We start from the raw sequence: 17,636 nt of genomic DNA on the forward strand, positions 1-17,636 counted from the left end.
GTCCTCGGCGAGGACCCGTGGAACCGAAGGGCCCTGGGAGCAATCCCGGGGCCCTTCGGCGTTCCGGGAGGGCGCCCGCTCGGACCGGCTCTACCGTGGTGGGAGGAGGCTCCCATGGCCCGCATCGGCGGACGCAACACCGGAATCGCGCTCGTCGCGGGGCTGATGTGCGTGAGCGTGCTCGCGGGGCTGGCCTACCTGGCCGCGCCCCTGGCACCCGCGACCCTGGAGTGGATCAGCGTCAACGTCGACCGCGCCATCTGGCGGGAGTGACGGCACCCGCACTCATCTCACGGCCAGATGTGGTCCACGATGCTGCCCGTATAGCCCGTCGGAGCCAGGTTCGAGTAAGTCGTGTCGATCAGCACGTCGTCCCTGAAGTAGAGCGTGCGCCCGTCGGTGACGGGATACTGCGGATTCGGGAACTCCTTTTCGCACCGGGTGCCGTCATCGGGCGTGTAGCAGATGAACCCCTCGTCATCGGCGAGGGCGTTCAGCATCTCGAGTGCCGGACCGCTGTTCATCCGCGTGATCTCCGTCTTCAGTCCCGCGGTGCCGGCCGCGGGGTCGGCCCAGATGCAGATCATCTCGCCGTCGGCCTGCGGCCCGGAGTTCCCGGCCGCGGGATCGTTGAGCGGCGTGGCGCCGAGCTGCGCCAGCACCTCCGCCGACAGCATCGCCCGGCAGTCGGTGGGGATCACCACCAGCGGCTTCGGCGTGGTCGATGGCGCCGGCGTCGGCATCGGCGTCGCTGTGGGCGAACCAGCGGCACCCGGCGCCTGCGAGTCGACCGGCGACGGCGATCCGCTCCGACTTCCTCCACCATCCGAGGCGCATGCCGTGGCGGCGGTGAGGACGAGGGTGAGGCCCGCGAGGGCGAGCACGAAGCGGACGGGACGTCGTCGTCCGGAGGGGGTGCCGATCATGGGCTCACAGTAGCGCCGGGGGATGGCGGCATCCGGAAGAACCGCGGCGACACACGGCGGCACGCCTCCCGGAACGGCGCCGGAGCGCGGGGTACCCTCGCAGGGCGGGGACGTTCCCCGCGTGAGGAGTGCGCCCCGATGAGTGATCCCCAGGCTTCGAAGCAAGAGGCCCCGGTCGGCGAGCCCGTCGCAGAGCCGACGCACACAGACGACGTGGTCGACCGCGCGAACGGCAGCCTCGCAGAGGCCGAGGCCGCACGCGACGGCGTCCCCGGAGACGCCTCACGCGATGACACCTCCGTGAGCGCTGTACCGGCCGAGCCCCTGCACGAGAGCGCCGAAGAGCCGGTGGCCGAGGCCTCCTACGGGCCCGATGCCGGGGCAGACGAGCGCGATTCCGTTCCTGGGCACGACGCCGACACGGCCGTCGTCGCGCCCGCATCCACCAGCTCCACGAGTGGCGATCAGGACGACGTCCCCTGGTACGACCGACCCGAGCACCTGCAGCCGGCCGGCGCCACGGCTCCGATCGCCGACGACACACCGACGACCGTCGCTCCGATGGCGGGCGCCGCGGCGGCCGGCGCCGCAGCGGGCGGCGCGACCGCCGGCGAGCCCGTGTACGGGGAGTCCCCGTACGCCACGCCCGCCCCGCAGCCGATCTTCGTGCAGGCGCCCGAGGCTCCGCTGCCGCGGGGCAACCGCGCCGCTGCCGGCGCGATCGGTCTGCTCGCCGCTCTGTCGTTCGCGGTGCTGCTGCTGCTCGCCTGGATCGGCTTCGGCCTCATCAACGGCGATGTCTCCACCGAGGGGCTGGTCGACGCCACCCTCGCCGCCCTCACCACGTGGGCCTTCTGGGTTCCGGTCGTCGTCTTCTTCATCGCCTTCTGGCTGCTGGGCGCCATCATCAATCGCGGTCGATGGGGCCATTGGGTGGTCTGGGGCCTCCTCGTCGGCGTCGCCTCGTACGTGGGATACATCCTCGGTCAGCTCTTCCAGGCGCCGTTCTGGATGCTGAGCGCTCGAGAGGGCGCCGAGCTCGTCGAGGACCGGCTGCTCGCCCCCTTGGCGATCGCGGCCTTCGTGATCGGGCGCGAGCTGACCATCTGGTTCGGGGCTTGGGTCGCGGCGCGGGGCAAGCGCGTGACGGAACTCAACATCGAGGCTCAGCGCGAGTACGAGCGCACGCTCGAGGCCGGCCCGAAGCTCGTTCGCCAGTAGTTCGCGGGAAGGCACGCACACGTCCGAGCAGCCTCCTCAGCCGAGCGGCGGGCTCGGATGGCCGGCGCTGCTGGCCCTCTCCGCCGTGGGGTACGTCGCGCTGGTCATCTTCGGCCTGGGGATGACGAGCCTTGCCACGAACACCGACGTCATCGACACCCCCGGCCTGAGTGCGGTGCCGGGCGTCGCCGGCATCGTCGTATCGGCCGCCGGCTTCTCCGCCGTGCTCGGCGCGGGACTGAGGGTGCCGCATCCGTCGTTCTACACTGCGCTCTGGGCCGCCCTTGCCGCCGCCGTCGCCTACCTCGCCGGTGTCTGGATCGCCGCCGTGACGTCCGGAGTCGATACCGCCATGGCCGCGTCGGTGGTCGGCCGCCTGGCGGTGGGCTGGGCGGCGCCCGTCCTGGCCGTCGCCGCCTTCGTCACCGCCTGGGCGGCGATCGCGGTTCTGCGCACGCGAGCCCGCCCGCCTCGATGGCCGTGGGAGCGCAACGACACCGAGGGCTGAGCACCGTCAATACGTCCGGATGCCGCGGAATTCCGCGTCGGCGGCACTACGGTAGGGGGATGGAGCGGTCGCTCGAGACCCAAGTCAGCCAGGCCGTGGACGCCTGGCTGAAGTGGCTCCCCCGCTGGGAGCCGGCGACCCACCGCGGACGCATCGCCCCCTGCCGTCGCTGCTTCGGGTCGCCCGTTCTCTCGGCGGCCGGTCTCGGCGCCGACGTTCCGCACGGGGTGCAGCACGGGCTCTCGACGCGCATCAAGACGATCGTCGATCATTCCGTCGCCGACTACACGGCCCGCAACCTGCCGATGCTGCAGGCCGAGCTCGATCAGCAGGCGGCCCGCAACCGCGCCCGCAGCTATCGTCCCTCCGAGGGGCTCGAGCCGGAGTTCGAGGGGCTTCCGCTCGACCCGGATCCGGTGCCGGGTGCCCCGTTTCTCTTCACGATCTCCGGCCTCGCCGACGCGGCGGACGCCGACGTGCCCGACCTGCCGCCGCTCAGCGACGACGCCAAGGCCGCTCTGCGCCAGGAGGTCGGCCTCGCGGACGACTACGCGAACATGGTGGGCCGCGAGGTCTGCGCCGTGCTGCTGCACCACCGCCTGCGCATCCAGGCCGCCATCGCGCAGTATGTGGAGCCCCAGATCGAGGCCATGCTGCAGGAGCTCGCCCAGACGCTCGATGCGCCGTTCGATCAGAACGACCCACCGCCCGTCCTCTGACGTATCCACAGGCGGGCACCGGCGCTGGGGCGACGCTCAGGACTGCTTGTTAGCATGGGCGGAGCCCTGCAGCTCCCGTCGATGGTGCCCGGACCGGGGCCCGATCGTGTCGACGCCGAGGCAAGGAGTGGGAGTGGCAAAGCGCCTTCCGTCAGCCCCTCCCCTCGTGCCTGGTCTCAGTTATGTGCGGCCGCTCGGCTCGGGCGGATTCGCCGATGTGTTCCTCTACGAACAGGACATGCCGCGCCGCGCCGTGGCCGTGAAGGTGCTGCCGGGCGACCTGCGCGACCCCGACCTGGTGCGCATGTTCAACGCCGAGGCCGACGTGCTCGCGCACCTCTCCGCGCATCCGTCGATCGTGACGGTGTACCAAGCGGGCATCTCGGCCGACGGCCGCCCGTACATCGTCATGGAGTACTGCCCCGGATCGCTGGCCCAGCGCTACCGGATCGAGCGCCTGCCCGTGCCCGAGGTGCTCACGATCGGCGTCAAGATGGCGAGTGCGCTCGAGTCCGCGCACCGCGCCGGGCTCATCCACCGGGACGTGAAGCCCAGCAACATCCTGGTCACGAGCTTCGGCGTGCCGGTGCTCGCCGACTTCGGCATCGCATCCTCGCTGGCGCGGGCCTCCAGCGACGAGGTGTTCGCGATGTCGGTGCCGTGGAGCGCCCCGGAGGTGGTGTCCGAGCAGACCTCGGGCACGATCGCGAGCGAGGTGTGGGGGCTCGGTGCGACCGTGTACTCGCTGCTCGCCGGCCACAGTCCCTTCGAGCGGATGGATCGCGGTCAGAACACGCGCGACCATCTCCGCCGGCGCATTCTGCGCGCGGCATACACCCGCATCCCGCGTCCCGACGTGCCCGATGCCCTGCAGGAGGTGCTCGCGGTCGCGCTCAGCCGCGCACCCGCTGACCGTCACCCGAGCGCCCTCGCCTTCGCCGAGAGGCTGCGCGAGGTGCAGACCCTGCTCGGGCTGCCCCCGACCCCGCTCGAGGTCGCGGTCTCGGAATGGGCTCCGCGGGATGCGGGCATCGACTTCGCCGACGCGGGGATGCGCGGGCCCGCGCGCACGAGCGTGCCGCACGACACCATCCGCAAGTCCGCGCCCTTGCCGACATCCGCAGGCGGCCGCCGCGACGCCGAGCCCGACTGGCCGGCCGCGGTGGCGACCACCCCGAGGCGCGCGCGGCAGTGGGCGCTGATCGGCGGCCTGGTGGCGGCGCTGATCCTCAGCATCGCGACGGCATGGGTCGTGCTCACCGGCGGGGTGCTCTGATATGGCTCGCCGTCGCGCCGTCGTCGCGGTGCTCGCAGGTGTGACCGCCGTCGCAGCGGTGATCGGCGTGAGCGCGGTATGGCCCGGTCTCGATGCCCGGCGCACCGCCCCCGTCGACACATCCGTGTGGGCGCTGCAGACCTCGGAGGGCCGCCGGTACGCCCGCGTCAACACGGCCATCGACGAGCTCGACACCGTCCGCAGCGTCAGCAACCCGACATCCATAGCCCAGTCGGGGGACGGTGCCTACCTCTTCTCCGAGAGCTTCGGGCGCCTTACCCGCATCGACGAATCCCTGCCCATCGACCTGGACGAAGAGGCGCTCCGCAGCTCGCCGACGACGCCGGCGGGCACCGTCTCGGTCGCCGTGGCGGGGGACTACGCGGCCTACCTCACCGACTCGGGCGCCGTCTTCGCCGGCGCGCTCGCCGACGACGACCCCGTCCAGGTCGACCCCTATTCGGCCGAGGACGATGCCGATGCGCCCGAGTACACCGCCGATGCCATCGAGGTCACCCCCGACGGCGAGCTGTTCAGCTATTCGTCGGACGACGGCGCCGTGATCCGGTACCGCATCGCCGATGCGCGCGTGCAGGAGCGCGACGAAGTGCCCGACGGCCCGAGCGGTGCCGGCGCGGCGCTGGGGGCAGCCGGCGACGGATGGGTGCTCGTCGATGCCGATGCGGGCCTGCTGTGGCGGGTCGACGGGAACGGGCCAGCAGATCTGGATTCCGCCTCGCCCCTCGCGCTGTCGCAGCCGGTCGCGGTGGGTGAGGCCGTTTACATCGCGGACGACGTCGGCATGCTCCGCGTTCCCCTGGACGGCGGCGACGTCGAGCGGGTGGCCGGAGGCGAGGTCCGGACGTTCGGCCAGCCGGCCCGGCCCCTGATCCTCGAGGGAGAGGTGTACGGTGCGTGGCTCGGCCAGGACGCGGGCGTGCTGTGGCGGTCGGGCGGCGGCGAGTCGACGCTGGACTACGGCGGGCAGCAGCTGCAGGACCCTCGGCGACCCGTGTTCACCGTCTCGGGGTCGACCGCGATCCTCAACGAGACGCGCTCCGGCTGGGTGTGGAGCGTGCCGGAGGGCGAGCTGATCCCGTCCAGCCAGAACTGGGGGCTCGAGGACTCGGCCGACACGGAGGCGGAGCCCAGCGACGTGCAGGCGGAGGTGCTGCTCGATCCCAAGCCCCCGGTCGCCGAGGTGGACGCCTTCGGTGTGCGGGCGGGGAGCCTGGCGACGCTGCCCGTGCTGCTGAACGACCACGATCCGAACGAGGACGTGCTGAGCATCGATCCCGCGTCCGTTCTGGGGCTGGATCCGGACTTCGGCACGGTGACCATCACCGACGGCGGAGGGAGGCTGGCCGTGCAGCTCGCGCCGGATGCCTCCGGCTCGGCCACGCTCTCGTACCGGGTGACCGATGGGACGAGCGCGGACGGGCTGACCTCCGCGCCCGCCGCCATCACGCTGAGCGTCGTCCCCGATGCCCGCAACTCCGCGCCGGCGTGGTGCGGCACACCGGGGTGCCTCGCCGAGTGGCCGACCCCGGAGGTGCAGCCGGGGGGAACGGTGTCCGTCCCGGTGCTCACCGGATGGGTGGACCCCGAGGGTGATCCCCTCATGCTCCTCTCCGTCGGGAACGACTCCGGTGTGGGGGCCGTCGCATCCACACCGGCCGGTGAGATCGTCTACCAGCACTCGGTGGCCTCCGATCCCGGCCCGGAGCTCGTCGAGTTGACCGCCACGGTCGCCGACACGCAGGGGGCCGTGACGACCCGCCCCCTCGTCGTACGGGTGACGGAGGATCCGGAGGTGTCGGCCGAGTCCTTCACGGTCGTGGACACGCTCGGCGGCGCGCTCAGCGTGGACGTCGCGCCCCACGTCACGGCCACGGCGGGCACCCTGCGCCTCTCGTCGGTCCGGGTGCTCGACGACGCGTCGGTGGAGGCGGTCGCCGCGGCCGGCGGAACCGCGTTCGACGTGTCGGCGAAGACACCGGGCACCTACCGCATCAGCTACACGGTGACCGACGACGTCAGCCAGAAGACCGCGACCGCGACCGCGCGGGTGACCCTGCTGCCCCAGGAGGCTCCGGCACAGCTCGCGACGGCCCCCGTGATCGCGTTCGTCCACCCGAGGGAGGACGCGACGATCGACGTGTTCGCCGCGGTGGCGAACCCCACGCGCCGGGTGCTGCTCCTGAGCGGGGTGGAGGCGGATGCCGCGGAGGGCGCGAGCCTGCAGGTGGACACCGTCGGGCAGAACTATCTGCGCGTGACCGGATCGACGGCGACCGGTGCCCCCGGCATCCTGGGCACCGTGCACTACATCGTCAGCGACGGCACCGACGATGCCGGGTCGAGCGTCCGGGGCGAGGCGACCGTCTACCTGCTGCCGCCGGCCCCCGAACTCGCGCCGATCGCGGTGGATGACACGGTCGTGGTGCGCGCGGGCGCCCAGGTCGATATCCCCGTGCTCGAGAACGACGTCGCGCCCTCCGGCACGGCGATCACGCTCGATCCCGCATCGGTGGGAGCCGACCGGAGCGACTCGCTGGCCTTCGCGTCAGGCGGGATGATGCGCTACCTCGCGCCGACCGAGCCCGGCGTGTACCCGATCGAGTACTCCATCTACTCCTCGGGTTCACCGGCGCTCGCCGACACGGCGACGGCCCGCGTCACGGTCGTCTCGGACGAGTCGAACCGGGCGCCGCGGCCGGAGACCCTCGAGGGTCGCGTGCTCAGCGGACAGGCGACGAGGATCCCCTTCGACGGTTTCGGGGCCGACCCGGACGGGGATGCGGTCGAACTCGATCTGATCACCACCCAGCCCGAGAGCGGGTCGGCCGCGATCTCCGCGGACGGCGAGGGAATCCTCTACACGAGCGCGCCGGGCGAGCGCGGCCAGGTGTCGTTCCGCTACCGCGTGACCGACCTCGCCGGTGCCACCGGCGAGGGCACCGTGCGCGTCGGTGTGCTCGGCGGCGAGGCCAATCCTTCGCCGGTGACGTTCACGGACTACGTGTACGTGCAGGCGGGCGCCGGCAACTCCGTGCGCGTGAGTCCGCTGGCGAACGACATCGACCCCACCGGCGGAGTCCTCGAGCTGGGCGACGTGCGCCCCGACGCGCCCCAGCTGCTGGATGACGGCTCTCCGAACCGGCAGTACCTGCAGCTGCAGCGTCGCGTGGGCGACGCGGTCGGAGCGACGATCGAGATCGAGGCCGGAGAGACTCCCGGCACGATGTCCTTCCTCTACGACGTGGTGAGCGAGTCCGGCAACACGGGGCGTGGACTCATCGTCGTCAAGGTTGTCCGCGAGGCGGTGCCGGACTACCCCGTCGTCGCCGACACGGTGCTGACCTCCGAGACGCGCGAGCGGTTCGCGCGGGGGGTGGATGTCGTCAGCGGCAAGGTCTCGTGGACCGGTGGCGACATCGATGACCTGACACTCCGGGCGTGGGGGTCGCCGTCGGGCGTGCGCGTGCAGGGTCGCGAGCTGGAGGGCACCCTCACGGGCAGCGCACGGATCATCCCGTTCGAAGTCGCCGGCACCGGCAGCGACGGCGAGCCGGTGAGGAGCTACGCGTTCCTCCGCATCCCGGCGGCCGGCGACGTGGCGCTCGCACTGCGCGGCGGGATCCCGCCCCAGGAGGTCGGTGAGGGCGAATCGATCGCCTTCGACCTCGACGACCTGGTCGCCGTGCCGGCGGGGGAGAGCCTCGAGGTCGGACCCGAGGTCGCGGCATCCGGTGCGAGGAGCGAGGCCGTCTGCGCGGCCGACGGGGGCACCGCCGTGCGTTACGACGCCGGTCTCGGCGCCCCCTACACCGATGCCTGCACGGTGCCGGTTCGCATCGAGGGGCAGGATGACTGGACCTACCTGTCCGTACCGGTCCGCGTTCGTGCGCTCGACCCCCAGCCGCAGCTGCAGCCGGCCTCTCTCTCGGTGAGCCCGGGTGAGAGCGCCACGTTCCCGCTCGCCGACATGACCACCTGGGAGCGCGAGGTCGCCGATGAGAGCATCGCCTACAGCGTCGACTTCGCGGGCTCGGTCTTCTCGACGGCGGTCGAGAATGGCGTGGTCACGGTTTCGGCGGGCGACCGCGCCGTTCCGGGCACCGAAGAAGCAGCGCTGGTCGGTGTCGTGAGCCACGACGGCGTCGCGCCCGCGAGGCTGACCCTCCGCGTCGGGCCCGCACCCAGCGTGCTGCCCCAGGGCGGCACCATCGCGCAGCAGTGCTCGCAGGCGGCAGGCTCATCGTGCGAGGTCCGCGTGATCGGCGCACCCGGCGAGGTCAACCCGCTCCCCGGCACCCCGCTCGAGCTGACCGCCGTGCGCCCGACGGGCGCGTGCACCGGCGTCTCGTTCGAGGTGGTGTCGGCCTCCACGGTCCTCGCGTCCTGGGCGCCCGACGCCCCCGGTGCGACGTGCACCGCGGCCTTCTCCGTGCGCGATGCGCAGGGACGGGGCACGAACGCCGAGCGCGACGGCTCGCTGCTGCTTGATCTGCAGGGCTATCCCCGCGGCCCGGCATCGCTTCGTCAGACCGACTACGGCGACGGCGTCATCACGCTCCGCGTCGATCCGGGCGAGGCCCGGCTGGCGTATCCGGCGCTCAGCGGTTTCGTTCTCCGGTACGAGGGAGCCGTCGTCGCCGACTGCACTCCCGCGGGCGTCTGCCCGCAGATCGCGGCGCCGAACGGCGAGGAGCGCACCTACTCCGCCGTCGCGGTCAACGCCCTCGGCGAATCCACCGCGGCGGTGACGACCACCGCCTGGGCGTACGACGTGCCCGCCGCCCCCGCCGCCGTGCTCGCGGTGCCGGTCGTCACCGGCGGCGAGGGCGGCCTCATCGCCGTGCGGGTGACGGGCGTGGATGCCGCGGCCACCGGCTTCCTCGAGCTCGCGAGCCCGATGGGCGACCTGGTCCGGGTGCCCGTCGACCCGGGTCGCGACACCGTCGACATCGGCCGTTACCGCATCGGCTCGAACACGTCGAGTCCGCTCACCGTCACCCCCGTCTCGAGGTACCAGGTGCCGCCAGGGTTCACCGGCGCGGTCTCCGGTGCGGCCGTGACCATCTCGGCGAACGGCATCGGCCAGCCGACCTCCCCCACGCTCACGCTCACCTCGGTCTCCAACGGCGACGGCACATCGACCGTGACGGCATCGGCGGCCGCGGGGTCCGGTGGGGACGGGTCGGAGACGCTGTTCGGCATCGTGCGCGCCGACCAGAGGTGCGATGCGCGAGCGGCGGGCGGGACCGCCGTCTTCGGCGCACTTCCCGATGGCGAGGTCTACACCTTCGTCGCGTGCGCCGAGTCGTGGTGGAAGGGTGAGCGATACGGGCGCAGTACTGCGACCGCAGAGGTCCGAGCCACGCAGAGCGCCGCGCCCCCGGCCGGCTGGACGTTCGTCGTCGACGAGACCCCTACGGTGTCGGGCCCCGAGGCACGCTGGATGATCCGCGACACGCCCACATCGCCCGAAGCCACCCCGCGGTACAACACGGTCGAGTTCGCTGGTGGACCGACATCCAGCGTGTACGACAGGGACCCCGAGATGCGGGTGCGCTACGTGCACCAGTCGTGGGGCCCCACGACCGACTGGGCCCGGGTCGTGCCGGCAGCAGGCTCCGCGCCCTATCAGGTGCGGGCATCCTGGGCGGTCGCGTCGTGCACCGCCGGTTCGCCACTCGTGGCCACCGGGCGCTCCACGCCCGACACCGGCGGCCGCCAGGCGACCTTCATGTTCGGCACCGACGGCGCGCGCTACTACGATGCCGCCGGGCAGCGACTCGAAGTCGACTCCGACACCGGCCTGGTGCCGGCGGGTGCCGTGCGTGTCGACGGCATAGGGGTGACGGTGGACTGGAGCGATCAGAGCTGGGGCCTCTCCCCGGCGAGCACGTCCTTCGGCGGCCAATGCGATCCCGGCCCGCCCGTCGAGGCGGTCACGCCGTGACGGCCGTACGACCCGCGGCCACCCCACCGCAGAACCGCCCAGGAGGGCCACCGATGACCATCTCGCAGGACCAGGCGACCAGGTTCGCGACGACGTTCGCCCAATTGGCCGACAACGTCGAGCGGGCCGTGCTCGGCAAGCGACACGTGATCGAGCTCGTGCTCACCGCGATGCTGAGCGACGGCCACGTGCTCCTGGAAGATGTGCCGGGTACCGGCAAGACGTCTCTGGCCCGTGCCCTGGCGCAGTCCGTCGAGGGTACGAACACGCGCATCCAGTTCACCCCCGACCTCCTGCCCGGCGACATCACGGGCATCACGGTGTACGACCAGAAGACCGGCACGTTCGAGTTCCACGCCGGCCCGGTGTTCGCGAACATCGTGCTCGCCGACGAGATCAACCGGGCGAGCCCCAAGACCCAGTCCGCGCTCCTCGAGGTGATGGAGGAGGGGAAGGTCACGATCGACGGGATCTCCCGCGCCGTCGGCGTTCCGTTCCTCGTGATCGCGACGCAGAACCCCATCGAGCAGGCGGGCACCTACCGGCTGCCGGAGGCGCAGCTGGACCGCTTCCTGATGAAGACGTCGCTCGGATATCCGGATCACGCCGCCACCCTCCGCATCCTCGACGGGGCGGCGGTCCCCACGGCCGACCTGGCTGCGGTCGTCAGTCCGCAGTCGATGGTCGGGATGGCGGATGCCGCACACGATGTCTACGTCAACGCGCTCGTGCTGGACTACATCGCCCGGCTCGTGGATGCCACGCGGTCGGCCGACGAGGTGCGCCTCGGCGTCAGCATCCGCGGTGCGCTCGCTCTCACCCGCTCGGCGAAGACCCGCGCGATCTCCCGTGGTCGCACCTACGCGACCCCCGATGACGTGAAGGCCCTCGCGGTGCCCGTGCTCTCGCACCGGCTCATCCTGCACCCGGAGGCCGAGTTCGACGGCGTCACGCCGGAGGCCGTCATCGGCCAGGTCCTGCTCGATGTTCCGCCGCCGTCCCAGCGCGAGGCCGTATGACGACCGACGCCGAACCGCGCCTGACCCGCCTCGACGCCGCGTCGGCGGCGACGGCCCACACCCGCGTGACGACGGCGTCGCGCGGGCCGCTGGTGCGCGGTCTGGTGGCGCTGCTCTCGGCCGCCCGTCGCACGCGCGACGGAGTGGATGCGGCCGTCGACTGGGTCGGCCAGGTCGTCACGCCGGCCGGCTGGCTGGTGCTCGCCTCGGCGACCATCGGGGTGTCGGTCGGGTGGATCTTCGGCTGGGTGGAGTGGCTCGTCGCCGGATTCGCCGCCGTGATGCTGCTCGCGATGAGCATCCCCTTCCTCTTCGGCGCTCGCGCCTACGACGTGGCGGTGCGCCTCGATCACGAGCGGGTGGTGGCGGGGGGCGAGGTGGCCGGCGAGGTCGAGATCCGCAACCGCGGCGCGCGCGCGACTCTGCCCGGACGGATCGATCTGCCCGTGGGCAGCGGCCTGGTGGAGCTCGGCGTCCCCCTCCTGCGGGCACGGCATGTCGTGTCGCAGCCCGTGACGATCCCGACACCTCGACGCGGGGTGCACACCGTCGGCCCACCGACATCGGTGCGCACCGACCCGATCGGCCTGCTGCGACGCGAGCACGCGTGGCCCGACGTGCACGAGCTGTTCGTGCATCCGCGAACCGCCGCGGTCCCTTCCACGAGCGCCGGCCTGGTGCGCGACCTCGAGGGCAACCCGACCCGGCGCCTGGTGGATGCGGACATGTCGTTCCACGCTATCCGGCCGTACACACCAGGCGATTCCCGGCGCCAGATCCACTGGAAGTCGACGGCCAAGACCGGCCAGCTGATGGTCCGCCAGTTCGAGGAGTCCCGCCGCTCCCGCATGGCGGTCGTGCTCAGTCTCGCCCTCGATGACTACGCCGACGACGACGAGTTCGAACTCGGTGTGAGCGCCGCGGCGTCGCTCGGCGCCCAGGCCATCCGCGACGGACGCGATCTCGACATCGTCACCGGTGCGAGCATCCCGCGCGTGGTGAAGGGCAGGCTCCGCGCCATCCAGAACCTCGAGGCATCGTCGCCGCGCGCCCTGCTCGACGGCTTCTCGGCCCTGGAGGGCCTCGAGCACACGATGCCCGTCGAAGAAGTGTGCCGGCTCGCCGTGGAGGCATCCGACGCGCTCTCCATCGCCTTCGTCGTCTGCGGGTCGAAGGTGGGGCTGACCCGCATCCGGCAGGCAGCGCTCGCGTTCCCGGCCGACACCGCGGTGCTCGCCGTCCTCTGCGACGAACGGGCACACCCCCGCGTGCAGCCGGTCGGCTCGCTGACCCTGCTCACCATCGGTCTCATCGATGACCTTCCGGCGCTGCTGCTGCGCGGGGTGCAGTCGTGAACGCCCGCAAGCGGCTCCCCGCCCGCATCGTCGGCGGTGCGCTCTACGTCGGCGCGATGGTTGTCGTCGCGGCGAGCGCCGCCTGGCCGATCTACCGCTCGGGCTGGTACCTGCTCGTCGTGGCGTCGGCCGCGCTCACGGGAGCGGCGCTGGCGCTCGCATCCCGCCGCTGGGCGTGGTCGGGCATCGTCACGGGCGTCGCAGCGGCCGGCGCGACGATCGTGCTCGGAGTGCTCGTGGCGGTGCCGGCGAGGTGGTCCGACCCCGCACGGCTCCCCGCCGCCCTCGGCGATGTCCTTGTGGGCGCGGTGACCGGATGGAAGGACCTGATAACGGTCGAACTGCCGGTCGGGTCGTACCGCAACCTGCTGGTGCCCGCACTCATGGTCTTCCTGGTCGGCACCCTGCTGGCCCTGCGCCTCGCCTGGGCGCGAGGCCGCGTCGCGGTGGCGGCCACCGTGGTCTGCATCGCGATGGTCTTCTTCGGACTCGCGTTCGGGCGCCCGGTGACGAGCGAGGCGCTCCGCATCGGAGCGTGGCTCGTTCCCGCCCCGCTCGAAACCGCCGTCGGGGCATCCGCGCTGCTGTGCACGCTCGGCTGGATGGCGTGGCGCTCGCAGGACGAGCGCCGGCAGGCGCTGCTCCGAGCCGCCGCCGCCACCGGGGTCCGCGTCTCGCGGCGACGGTCATCGTCGGACCGGCGACGGGCGATCCTGGCCGCCGGCATGCTGGCGGTCGCCGTCGTCGTCGCCGCCGTCGCCGGCCCCCTGGCCGCCGCCGGCCAGTCCCGCGAGGTGCTCCGCTCCGGCACCGGTCCGGAGCTCGTGCTCACCCAGGCGACCAGTCCCCTCTCCGGATACCGCGCGCATTTCTCCGACGACGCGCTCGACGAGGTGCTGTTCCGTGTCGACCCGGTCGGCACGCCGCCCGAGCGCATCCGCGTCGCGACGCTCACCTCGTACGACGGCGAGCTGTTCCGCGCTCTGGACGTCGCCTCGAGCACCGCCGACGCGCGCTTCACCCGGGTTCCCTCGCGCCTGGCCCCCGTGCCGGGCGAACCGGTCGGCGTGCGCGTCACGATCGATCGGCTCCGCGGGATCTGGATGCCCACGGCCGGGCAGCTGACGCAGGTCGCGTTCGAAGGAGCGGCTGCCGGCGCTCTCGCCGACGGCTTCTACTACAACCGCAGCACCGCGGCCGCCGTGGAGATCTCGGGGGGCGGCCTCGCGGAGGGCGACACGTACACGCTCGAGGCGGTGGCGCCCGACGTCCCGGCTCTCGCCGATATCACGGCTCCCGGGGTTCCGACCAGCGACGTCGAGCCTCCGGCCAGCCTGCTCACCTGGCTCGAGGAGCAGGATGTTCCGGCAGACGGGAGAGGCCTGGAACGCGCGATCACGCTCCTCCGCGAGCGGGGATACCTGAGCCATTCGCTCACAGCACCCGGCGGCGACGCCCCACCCGAGTGGGCGAGCGAACTGGGCGACTACTCATTCCAGCCCAGCGCGGCCGGCCACTCCCTGGCTCGCATCGACGCACTCTTCCGGCAGCTGCTCGATCGGCAGACGGATGCCGCGGCCGACGGCCCGGACTCGTCGCTGGTCGCGGCGGTGGGGGACGACGAGCAGTTCGCGGTCGCCGCCTCCCTTCTCGCCGGCCAGCTGGGCTTCCCCTCTCGCGTGGTGGTCGGCGTGCGCGTGGAGCCGGAGCCGGAGGCACCCGGCGCCTGCCCGGACGGCCGGTGCCGCGGGCGCGACCTCTCCGCCTGGATCGAGGTGCAGTCCGCGGAGGGCGACTGGGTGCCCGTCGACGTGACGCCGCAGCACACCGTCCCCATCGACAGCGATGCGCGCCGCCAGCGCGACCCGGAGAACGTCACCGAGGTGCGTCCGGAGACGGCCGAAGAGGTCGTCGCGCCGGACCCGATCCAGCGCGACACCGTGACGGATGACCCCCAGGACGAGGCGCCGCCCGACCTCTCGGTGCTGTGGACGGCACTGCGGGTGGTCGGGGTCACGGCGCTCGTGCTCGCCGTGGGCCTTGGCCCCTTCCTCCTCGTCATCGCGGCCAAGGCGATGCGCCGTCGATCGCGTCGCGGTACGGCAGACGTCACCGATCGCTTGGTCGGGGGATGGGACGAGTACGTGGATGCGGCCATCGACCATGGGCTCCCCGCGCCGGTCGCCGAGACCCGCACCGAGCTCGCCACGAGGTATGCCACCCCCGCGGGCATCGCACTGGCCGAGAGGGCGGACCGCACCGTGTTCTCCGGCGAACGCCCCACCGACGACGACGCCGCCCGGTTCTGGGCGCTCGTCGACGAGGAGCGCCGGCGATTCAACAGGCACGCTTCGATGTGGCGCCGGCTGGGCGCAGCCGTATCGTTGAAGTCGTTCGTGCGCTTCGTCGCGCCGAGCCCGGCGCGTGGACGCATCCCATCCGCCGCGCGCAGTGAGAGGAGGATGCGGCGTCGCCCCGAGAACGCCGCGCGCACACCATGAATGATCCCGTCGCCTGGATAGTCGCATCCATCCCCGTCGCTCTCGCCCTCTACCTGTGGATCGCAGCGAGCCTGTCGGCCGTCTTCCGCAAAGCGGGGGAGGAGCCGTGGCAGGCGTGGGTGCCGATCCTCAACGCCATCGTCCTTTTGAGGCTGGGTGGGATGTCGGGCTGGTTCCTCCTGCTCGCGCTGGTCCCGATCCTCGGGACCCTCGCGCTGCTCGGCGTCTTCATCATCGCGTACGTGCGTCTGAACCGCTCGTTCGGGGTGGGGCCGGGCATGACCGTCGTCGCCGTCCTGCTGTTCCCGGTCTGGACGAGCATCCTGGGCTGGGGCCCGGCGCGCTGGCTCGGGGATCGCCGGGACTCGGCGGGCGGGCCGATGCGGCGCGGCGAGGCCGACTTCCTCGATGCTCGCGTCACGGGGCGGTCCGGCGGGGCCCAGCCTTCGTACTCCCCCGTGTACAGCCCCGCCCCGATCGACGGGACCGCCCCCGTGAGCCGTTCGCAGTCGCCGAACTCGGCCGAGCCGTTCGTGCCTCCGCGGCCCCCTGCGCCCGCGGCCGCCGGCGGACCCGTCGGCGGCCGAACGGCCTACGCGGCTTCCGCCCGGCCCGGTGACGCACCGGCCGAGCAGTGGTCCTTCGCGCCACCGCCCGCGGTCCAGTACGACAGCGGTCCGCCGGGCACACCCACCTTCCGCTCCACCGCGGTGGGGGTGAATCCCGCCTTCGAGGACATGGATGACGACGGCACGGGTGGCGCGCTGTTCGCACCGACGCCTCCTGTCTCCTCGGTTCCGCGTCTCGAGGGCGACGGCATTGCCGGCGGCGACGGTGCGGAGGGCGACGGTGCCGCCGGTGCCGACCGGTGGGCTCCGCCGGCCGCCGCAGCGCCCGTGGAAGCGCCCGTGCCGATGCGGCGGGCGTCGTGGGCCCCGAGCCCGGGGGAGCGCGTCAGCGAGCCGGGGGTGTGGGGCGGAGCCCCGCGAGAGCAACGCTTCGACACGTCGGCGGAGGTGTCGGCCGTGCACGGAGCGCCGACGCTCGGCGAACCCCTCGCGGCGCGCGGGTCGGTGTCGGCCCAGCACGACGTTCCAGAGCTCCCCGACGCGGGGTCGGCGTTCGATGAGACGATCATCGCCGTCAGGCGACGTCCGACATGGATGCTGACACCGCCCGTCGGCGCGCCCATCGCCGTCACCAGCGACGCCCTCATCATCGGCCGCCGGCCGTCGGCCGACCCCGACTTCCCGGACGCTCAGCTCGTGCCGATCTCGGACGAGACGCGCACGATGTCCAAGACGCACGCCCGCCTCGAGCTGCTCGACGACGAATGGGTGATCGTCGATCTCGATTCCACCAACGGGGTGGTGCTGTTCCGCGACGACGGCACCGAGACCGAGGCCACCCCGGGTGTTCCGCAGCCCGTCGGCGAGCGGTTCCTCCTCGGCGACGCAGAGCTGCGAATCGCGAGGGCGGACACTCGGTGACAGGCGATGTCGCCGAACCCCCGCCCGAGTGGGACGGCGAGGCGACGGTGCCCGCTGCGCGCGATGCGACGGTGCCTTCTGCTCGCGAAGCGACGGTGCCTTCTGCTCGCGAGGCGACGGTGCCTTCGGCCAGAGTCGCGTCGACCGCGGAGCCGACGGATGACGACACCGTCGTCGTGCGGCGGGGAGCGGCATCCGCGGAGCGCACCACCCCGGTTGACGAGGACGCGCGCGACCCATCGGCGCGTGCGGCCTCCAGCCCGGACGCCGACCGGCTGCGGACGCCGTACGCTCCCCGCACCGCGCCGGTGCTCGCATCCCGCTCACCGCGGCCTTCCCCGCCCACGGGGCAGGCCGTCGACCGCGAAGCGGTCGCGCGCGGCATCCGTCGCAAGGCACGCCGTCAGGCGGCCGCCTTCGCGACCGCGGGAGCGGCGATCCTAATCACCGCCGGCACGCTGCTCGTGGTGATGGTGTCGAGCGGCGGCTGAGGCGCAGCGGACGGCATCCGCTCGTTTGACCGAGTTGCCCGCTCGGAGTATCATTGATCGGGTGTGCGCCCACGCGCGCCTTGCGCTGTGCCTCGGCACGCAACGGGACGTCAGCGCCGCATCTCGGGGACATGCCTGCGAACAGGACACCCCCACGGCATA

12 protein-coding genes are annotated in these 17,636 nt (G+C 72.5%); 11 read left to right on the forward strand and 1 reads right to left on the reverse strand.

The window, feature by feature from the left end; genetic code table 11:
• The first annotated feature begins 114 nt into the window (after nucleotides 1-114).
• Nucleotides 115-273: a hypothetical protein gene (locus ACPW96_RS17360; RefSeq protein WP_425823101.1), complete on the forward strand. Its 159-nt coding sequence runs from the start codon at nucleotides 115-117 to the stop codon at nucleotides 271-273.
• A gap of 17 nt (nucleotides 274-290) precedes the next feature.
• Here the strand turns inward: ACPW96_RS17360 and ACPW96_RS17365 are convergent, their stop codons facing one another.
• On the reverse strand, nucleotides 291-926 hold the full coding sequence (locus tag ACPW96_RS17365) for a hypothetical protein (RefSeq protein ID WP_425884536.1): 636 nt from the start codon (nucleotides 924-926) through the stop codon (nucleotides 291-293).
• A gap of 138 nt (nucleotides 927-1,064) precedes the next feature.
• On the opposite strand from ACPW96_RS17365, the gene ACPW96_RS17370 reads away from it, so the two are divergent.
• The 10 genes from ACPW96_RS17370 to ACPW96_RS17415 all read left to right on the forward strand — a co-directional run bounded on the left by ACPW96_RS17370 (nucleotide 1,065) and on the right by ACPW96_RS17415 (nucleotide 17,474).
• Nucleotides 1,065-2,147 (forward strand): hypothetical protein, encoded by a 1,083-nt coding sequence (locus ACPW96_RS17370; protein ID WP_425884537.1) that lies wholly within the window; start codon nucleotides 1,065-1,067, stop codon nucleotides 2,145-2,147.
• A gap of 85 nt (nucleotides 2,148-2,232) precedes the next feature.
• Nucleotides 2,233-2,655 carry a hypothetical protein gene (locus ACPW96_RS17375; RefSeq protein WP_425884538.1) on the forward strand — a complete coding sequence of 141 codons (423 nt, stop codon included), beginning with the start codon at nucleotides 2,233-2,235 and terminating at the stop codon, nucleotides 2,653-2,655.
• A gap of 59 nt (nucleotides 2,656-2,714) precedes the next feature.
• The gene (locus ACPW96_RS17380) at nucleotides 2,715-3,374 is read left to right on the forward strand and encodes a hypothetical protein (protein ID WP_425884539.1); all 660 of its coding nucleotides are present in this window, start codon (nucleotides 2,715-2,717) and stop codon (nucleotides 3,372-3,374) included.
• 133 nt (nucleotides 3,375-3,507) lie between these two features.
• A complete protein-coding gene (locus ACPW96_RS17385; protein ID WP_425884541.1) occupies nucleotides 3,508-4,650 on the forward strand; it encodes a serine/threonine-protein kinase in 1,143 nt (380 codons plus the stop codon).
• A 1-nt stretch (nucleotide 4,651) separates the two neighbouring features.
• Nucleotides 4,652-10,618 carry an Ig-like domain-containing protein gene (locus tag ACPW96_RS17390; RefSeq protein ID WP_425884542.1) on the forward strand — a complete coding sequence of 1,989 codons (5,967 nt, stop codon included), beginning with the start codon at nucleotides 4,652-4,654 and terminating at the stop codon, nucleotides 10,616-10,618.
• A 53-nt stretch (nucleotides 10,619-10,671) separates the two neighbouring features.
• Entirely contained in the window at nucleotides 10,672-11,637 is a 966-nt protein-coding gene (locus ACPW96_RS17395) for an AAA family ATPase (RefSeq protein ID WP_425823115.1), read from the forward strand.
• Nucleotides 11,634-12,992, forward strand: coding sequence for a DUF58 domain-containing protein (locus ACPW96_RS17400; protein WP_425884543.1), 1,359 nt, complete (start codon nucleotides 11,634-11,636; stop codon nucleotides 12,990-12,992). The genes ACPW96_RS17395 and ACPW96_RS17400 overlap by 4 nt, the downstream gene beginning before the upstream one ends.
• Complete coding sequence (locus ACPW96_RS17405) at nucleotides 12,989-15,493, forward strand: transglutaminase domain-containing protein (RefSeq protein WP_425884544.1); 2,505 nt, start codon at nucleotides 12,989-12,991, stop codon at nucleotides 15,491-15,493. The genes ACPW96_RS17400 and ACPW96_RS17405 overlap by 4 nt, the downstream gene beginning before the upstream one ends.
• On the forward strand, nucleotides 15,490-16,983 hold the full coding sequence (locus tag ACPW96_RS17410; RefSeq protein ID WP_425884546.1) for a DUF5684 domain-containing protein: 1,494 nt from the start codon (nucleotides 15,490-15,492) through the stop codon (nucleotides 16,981-16,983). Before ACPW96_RS17405 ends, ACPW96_RS17410 begins: the two co-directional genes overlap by 4 nt.
• Nucleotides 16,980-17,474 carry a hypothetical protein gene (locus tag ACPW96_RS17415; RefSeq protein WP_425884547.1) on the forward strand — a complete coding sequence of 165 codons (495 nt, stop codon included), beginning with the start codon at nucleotides 16,980-16,982 and terminating at the stop codon, nucleotides 17,472-17,474. Before ACPW96_RS17410 ends, ACPW96_RS17415 begins: the two co-directional genes overlap by 4 nt.
• The last annotated feature ends 162 nt before the right edge of the window (nucleotides 17,475-17,636 follow it).

It is taken from the genome of Micromonospora sp. DT81.3 (genome assembly GCF_049847225.1).
Lineage (GTDB): Bacteria > Actinomycetota > Actinomycetes > Actinomycetales > Microbacteriaceae > Microbacterium.

What these genes read in the sequence shown, in the direction of transcription:
- ACPW96_RS17360 (WP_425823101.1), top strand. Translation starts at nt 115, where the DNA reads ATGGCCCGCATCGGCGGACGCAACACCGGAATCGCGCTCGTCGCGGGG.
- ACPW96_RS17365 (WP_425884536.1), bottom strand. Translation starts at nt 926, where the DNA reads ATGATCGGCACCCCCTCCGGACGACGACGTCCCGTCCGCTTCGTGCTC.
- ACPW96_RS17370 (WP_425884537.1), top strand. Translation starts at nt 1,065, where the DNA reads ATGAGTGATCCCCAGGCTTCGAAGCAAGAGGCCCCGGTCGGCGAGCCC.
- ACPW96_RS17380 (WP_425884539.1), top strand. Translation starts at nt 2,715, where the DNA reads ATGGAGCGGTCGCTCGAGACCCAAGTCAGCCAGGCCGTGGACGCCTGG.
- ACPW96_RS17390 (WP_425884542.1), top strand. Translation starts at nt 4,652, where the DNA reads ATGGCTCGCCGTCGCGCCGTCGTCGCGGTGCTCGCAGGTGTGACCGCC.
- ACPW96_RS17395 (WP_425823115.1), top strand. Translation starts at nt 10,672, where the DNA reads ATGACCATCTCGCAGGACCAGGCGACCAGGTTCGCGACGACGTTCGCC.
- ACPW96_RS17400 (WP_425884543.1), top strand. Translation starts at nt 11,634, where the DNA reads ATGACGACCGACGCCGAACCGCGCCTGACCCGCCTCGACGCCGCGTCG.
- ACPW96_RS17410 (WP_425884546.1), top strand. Translation starts at nt 15,490, where the DNA reads ATGAATGATCCCGTCGCCTGGATAGTCGCATCCATCCCCGTCGCTCTC.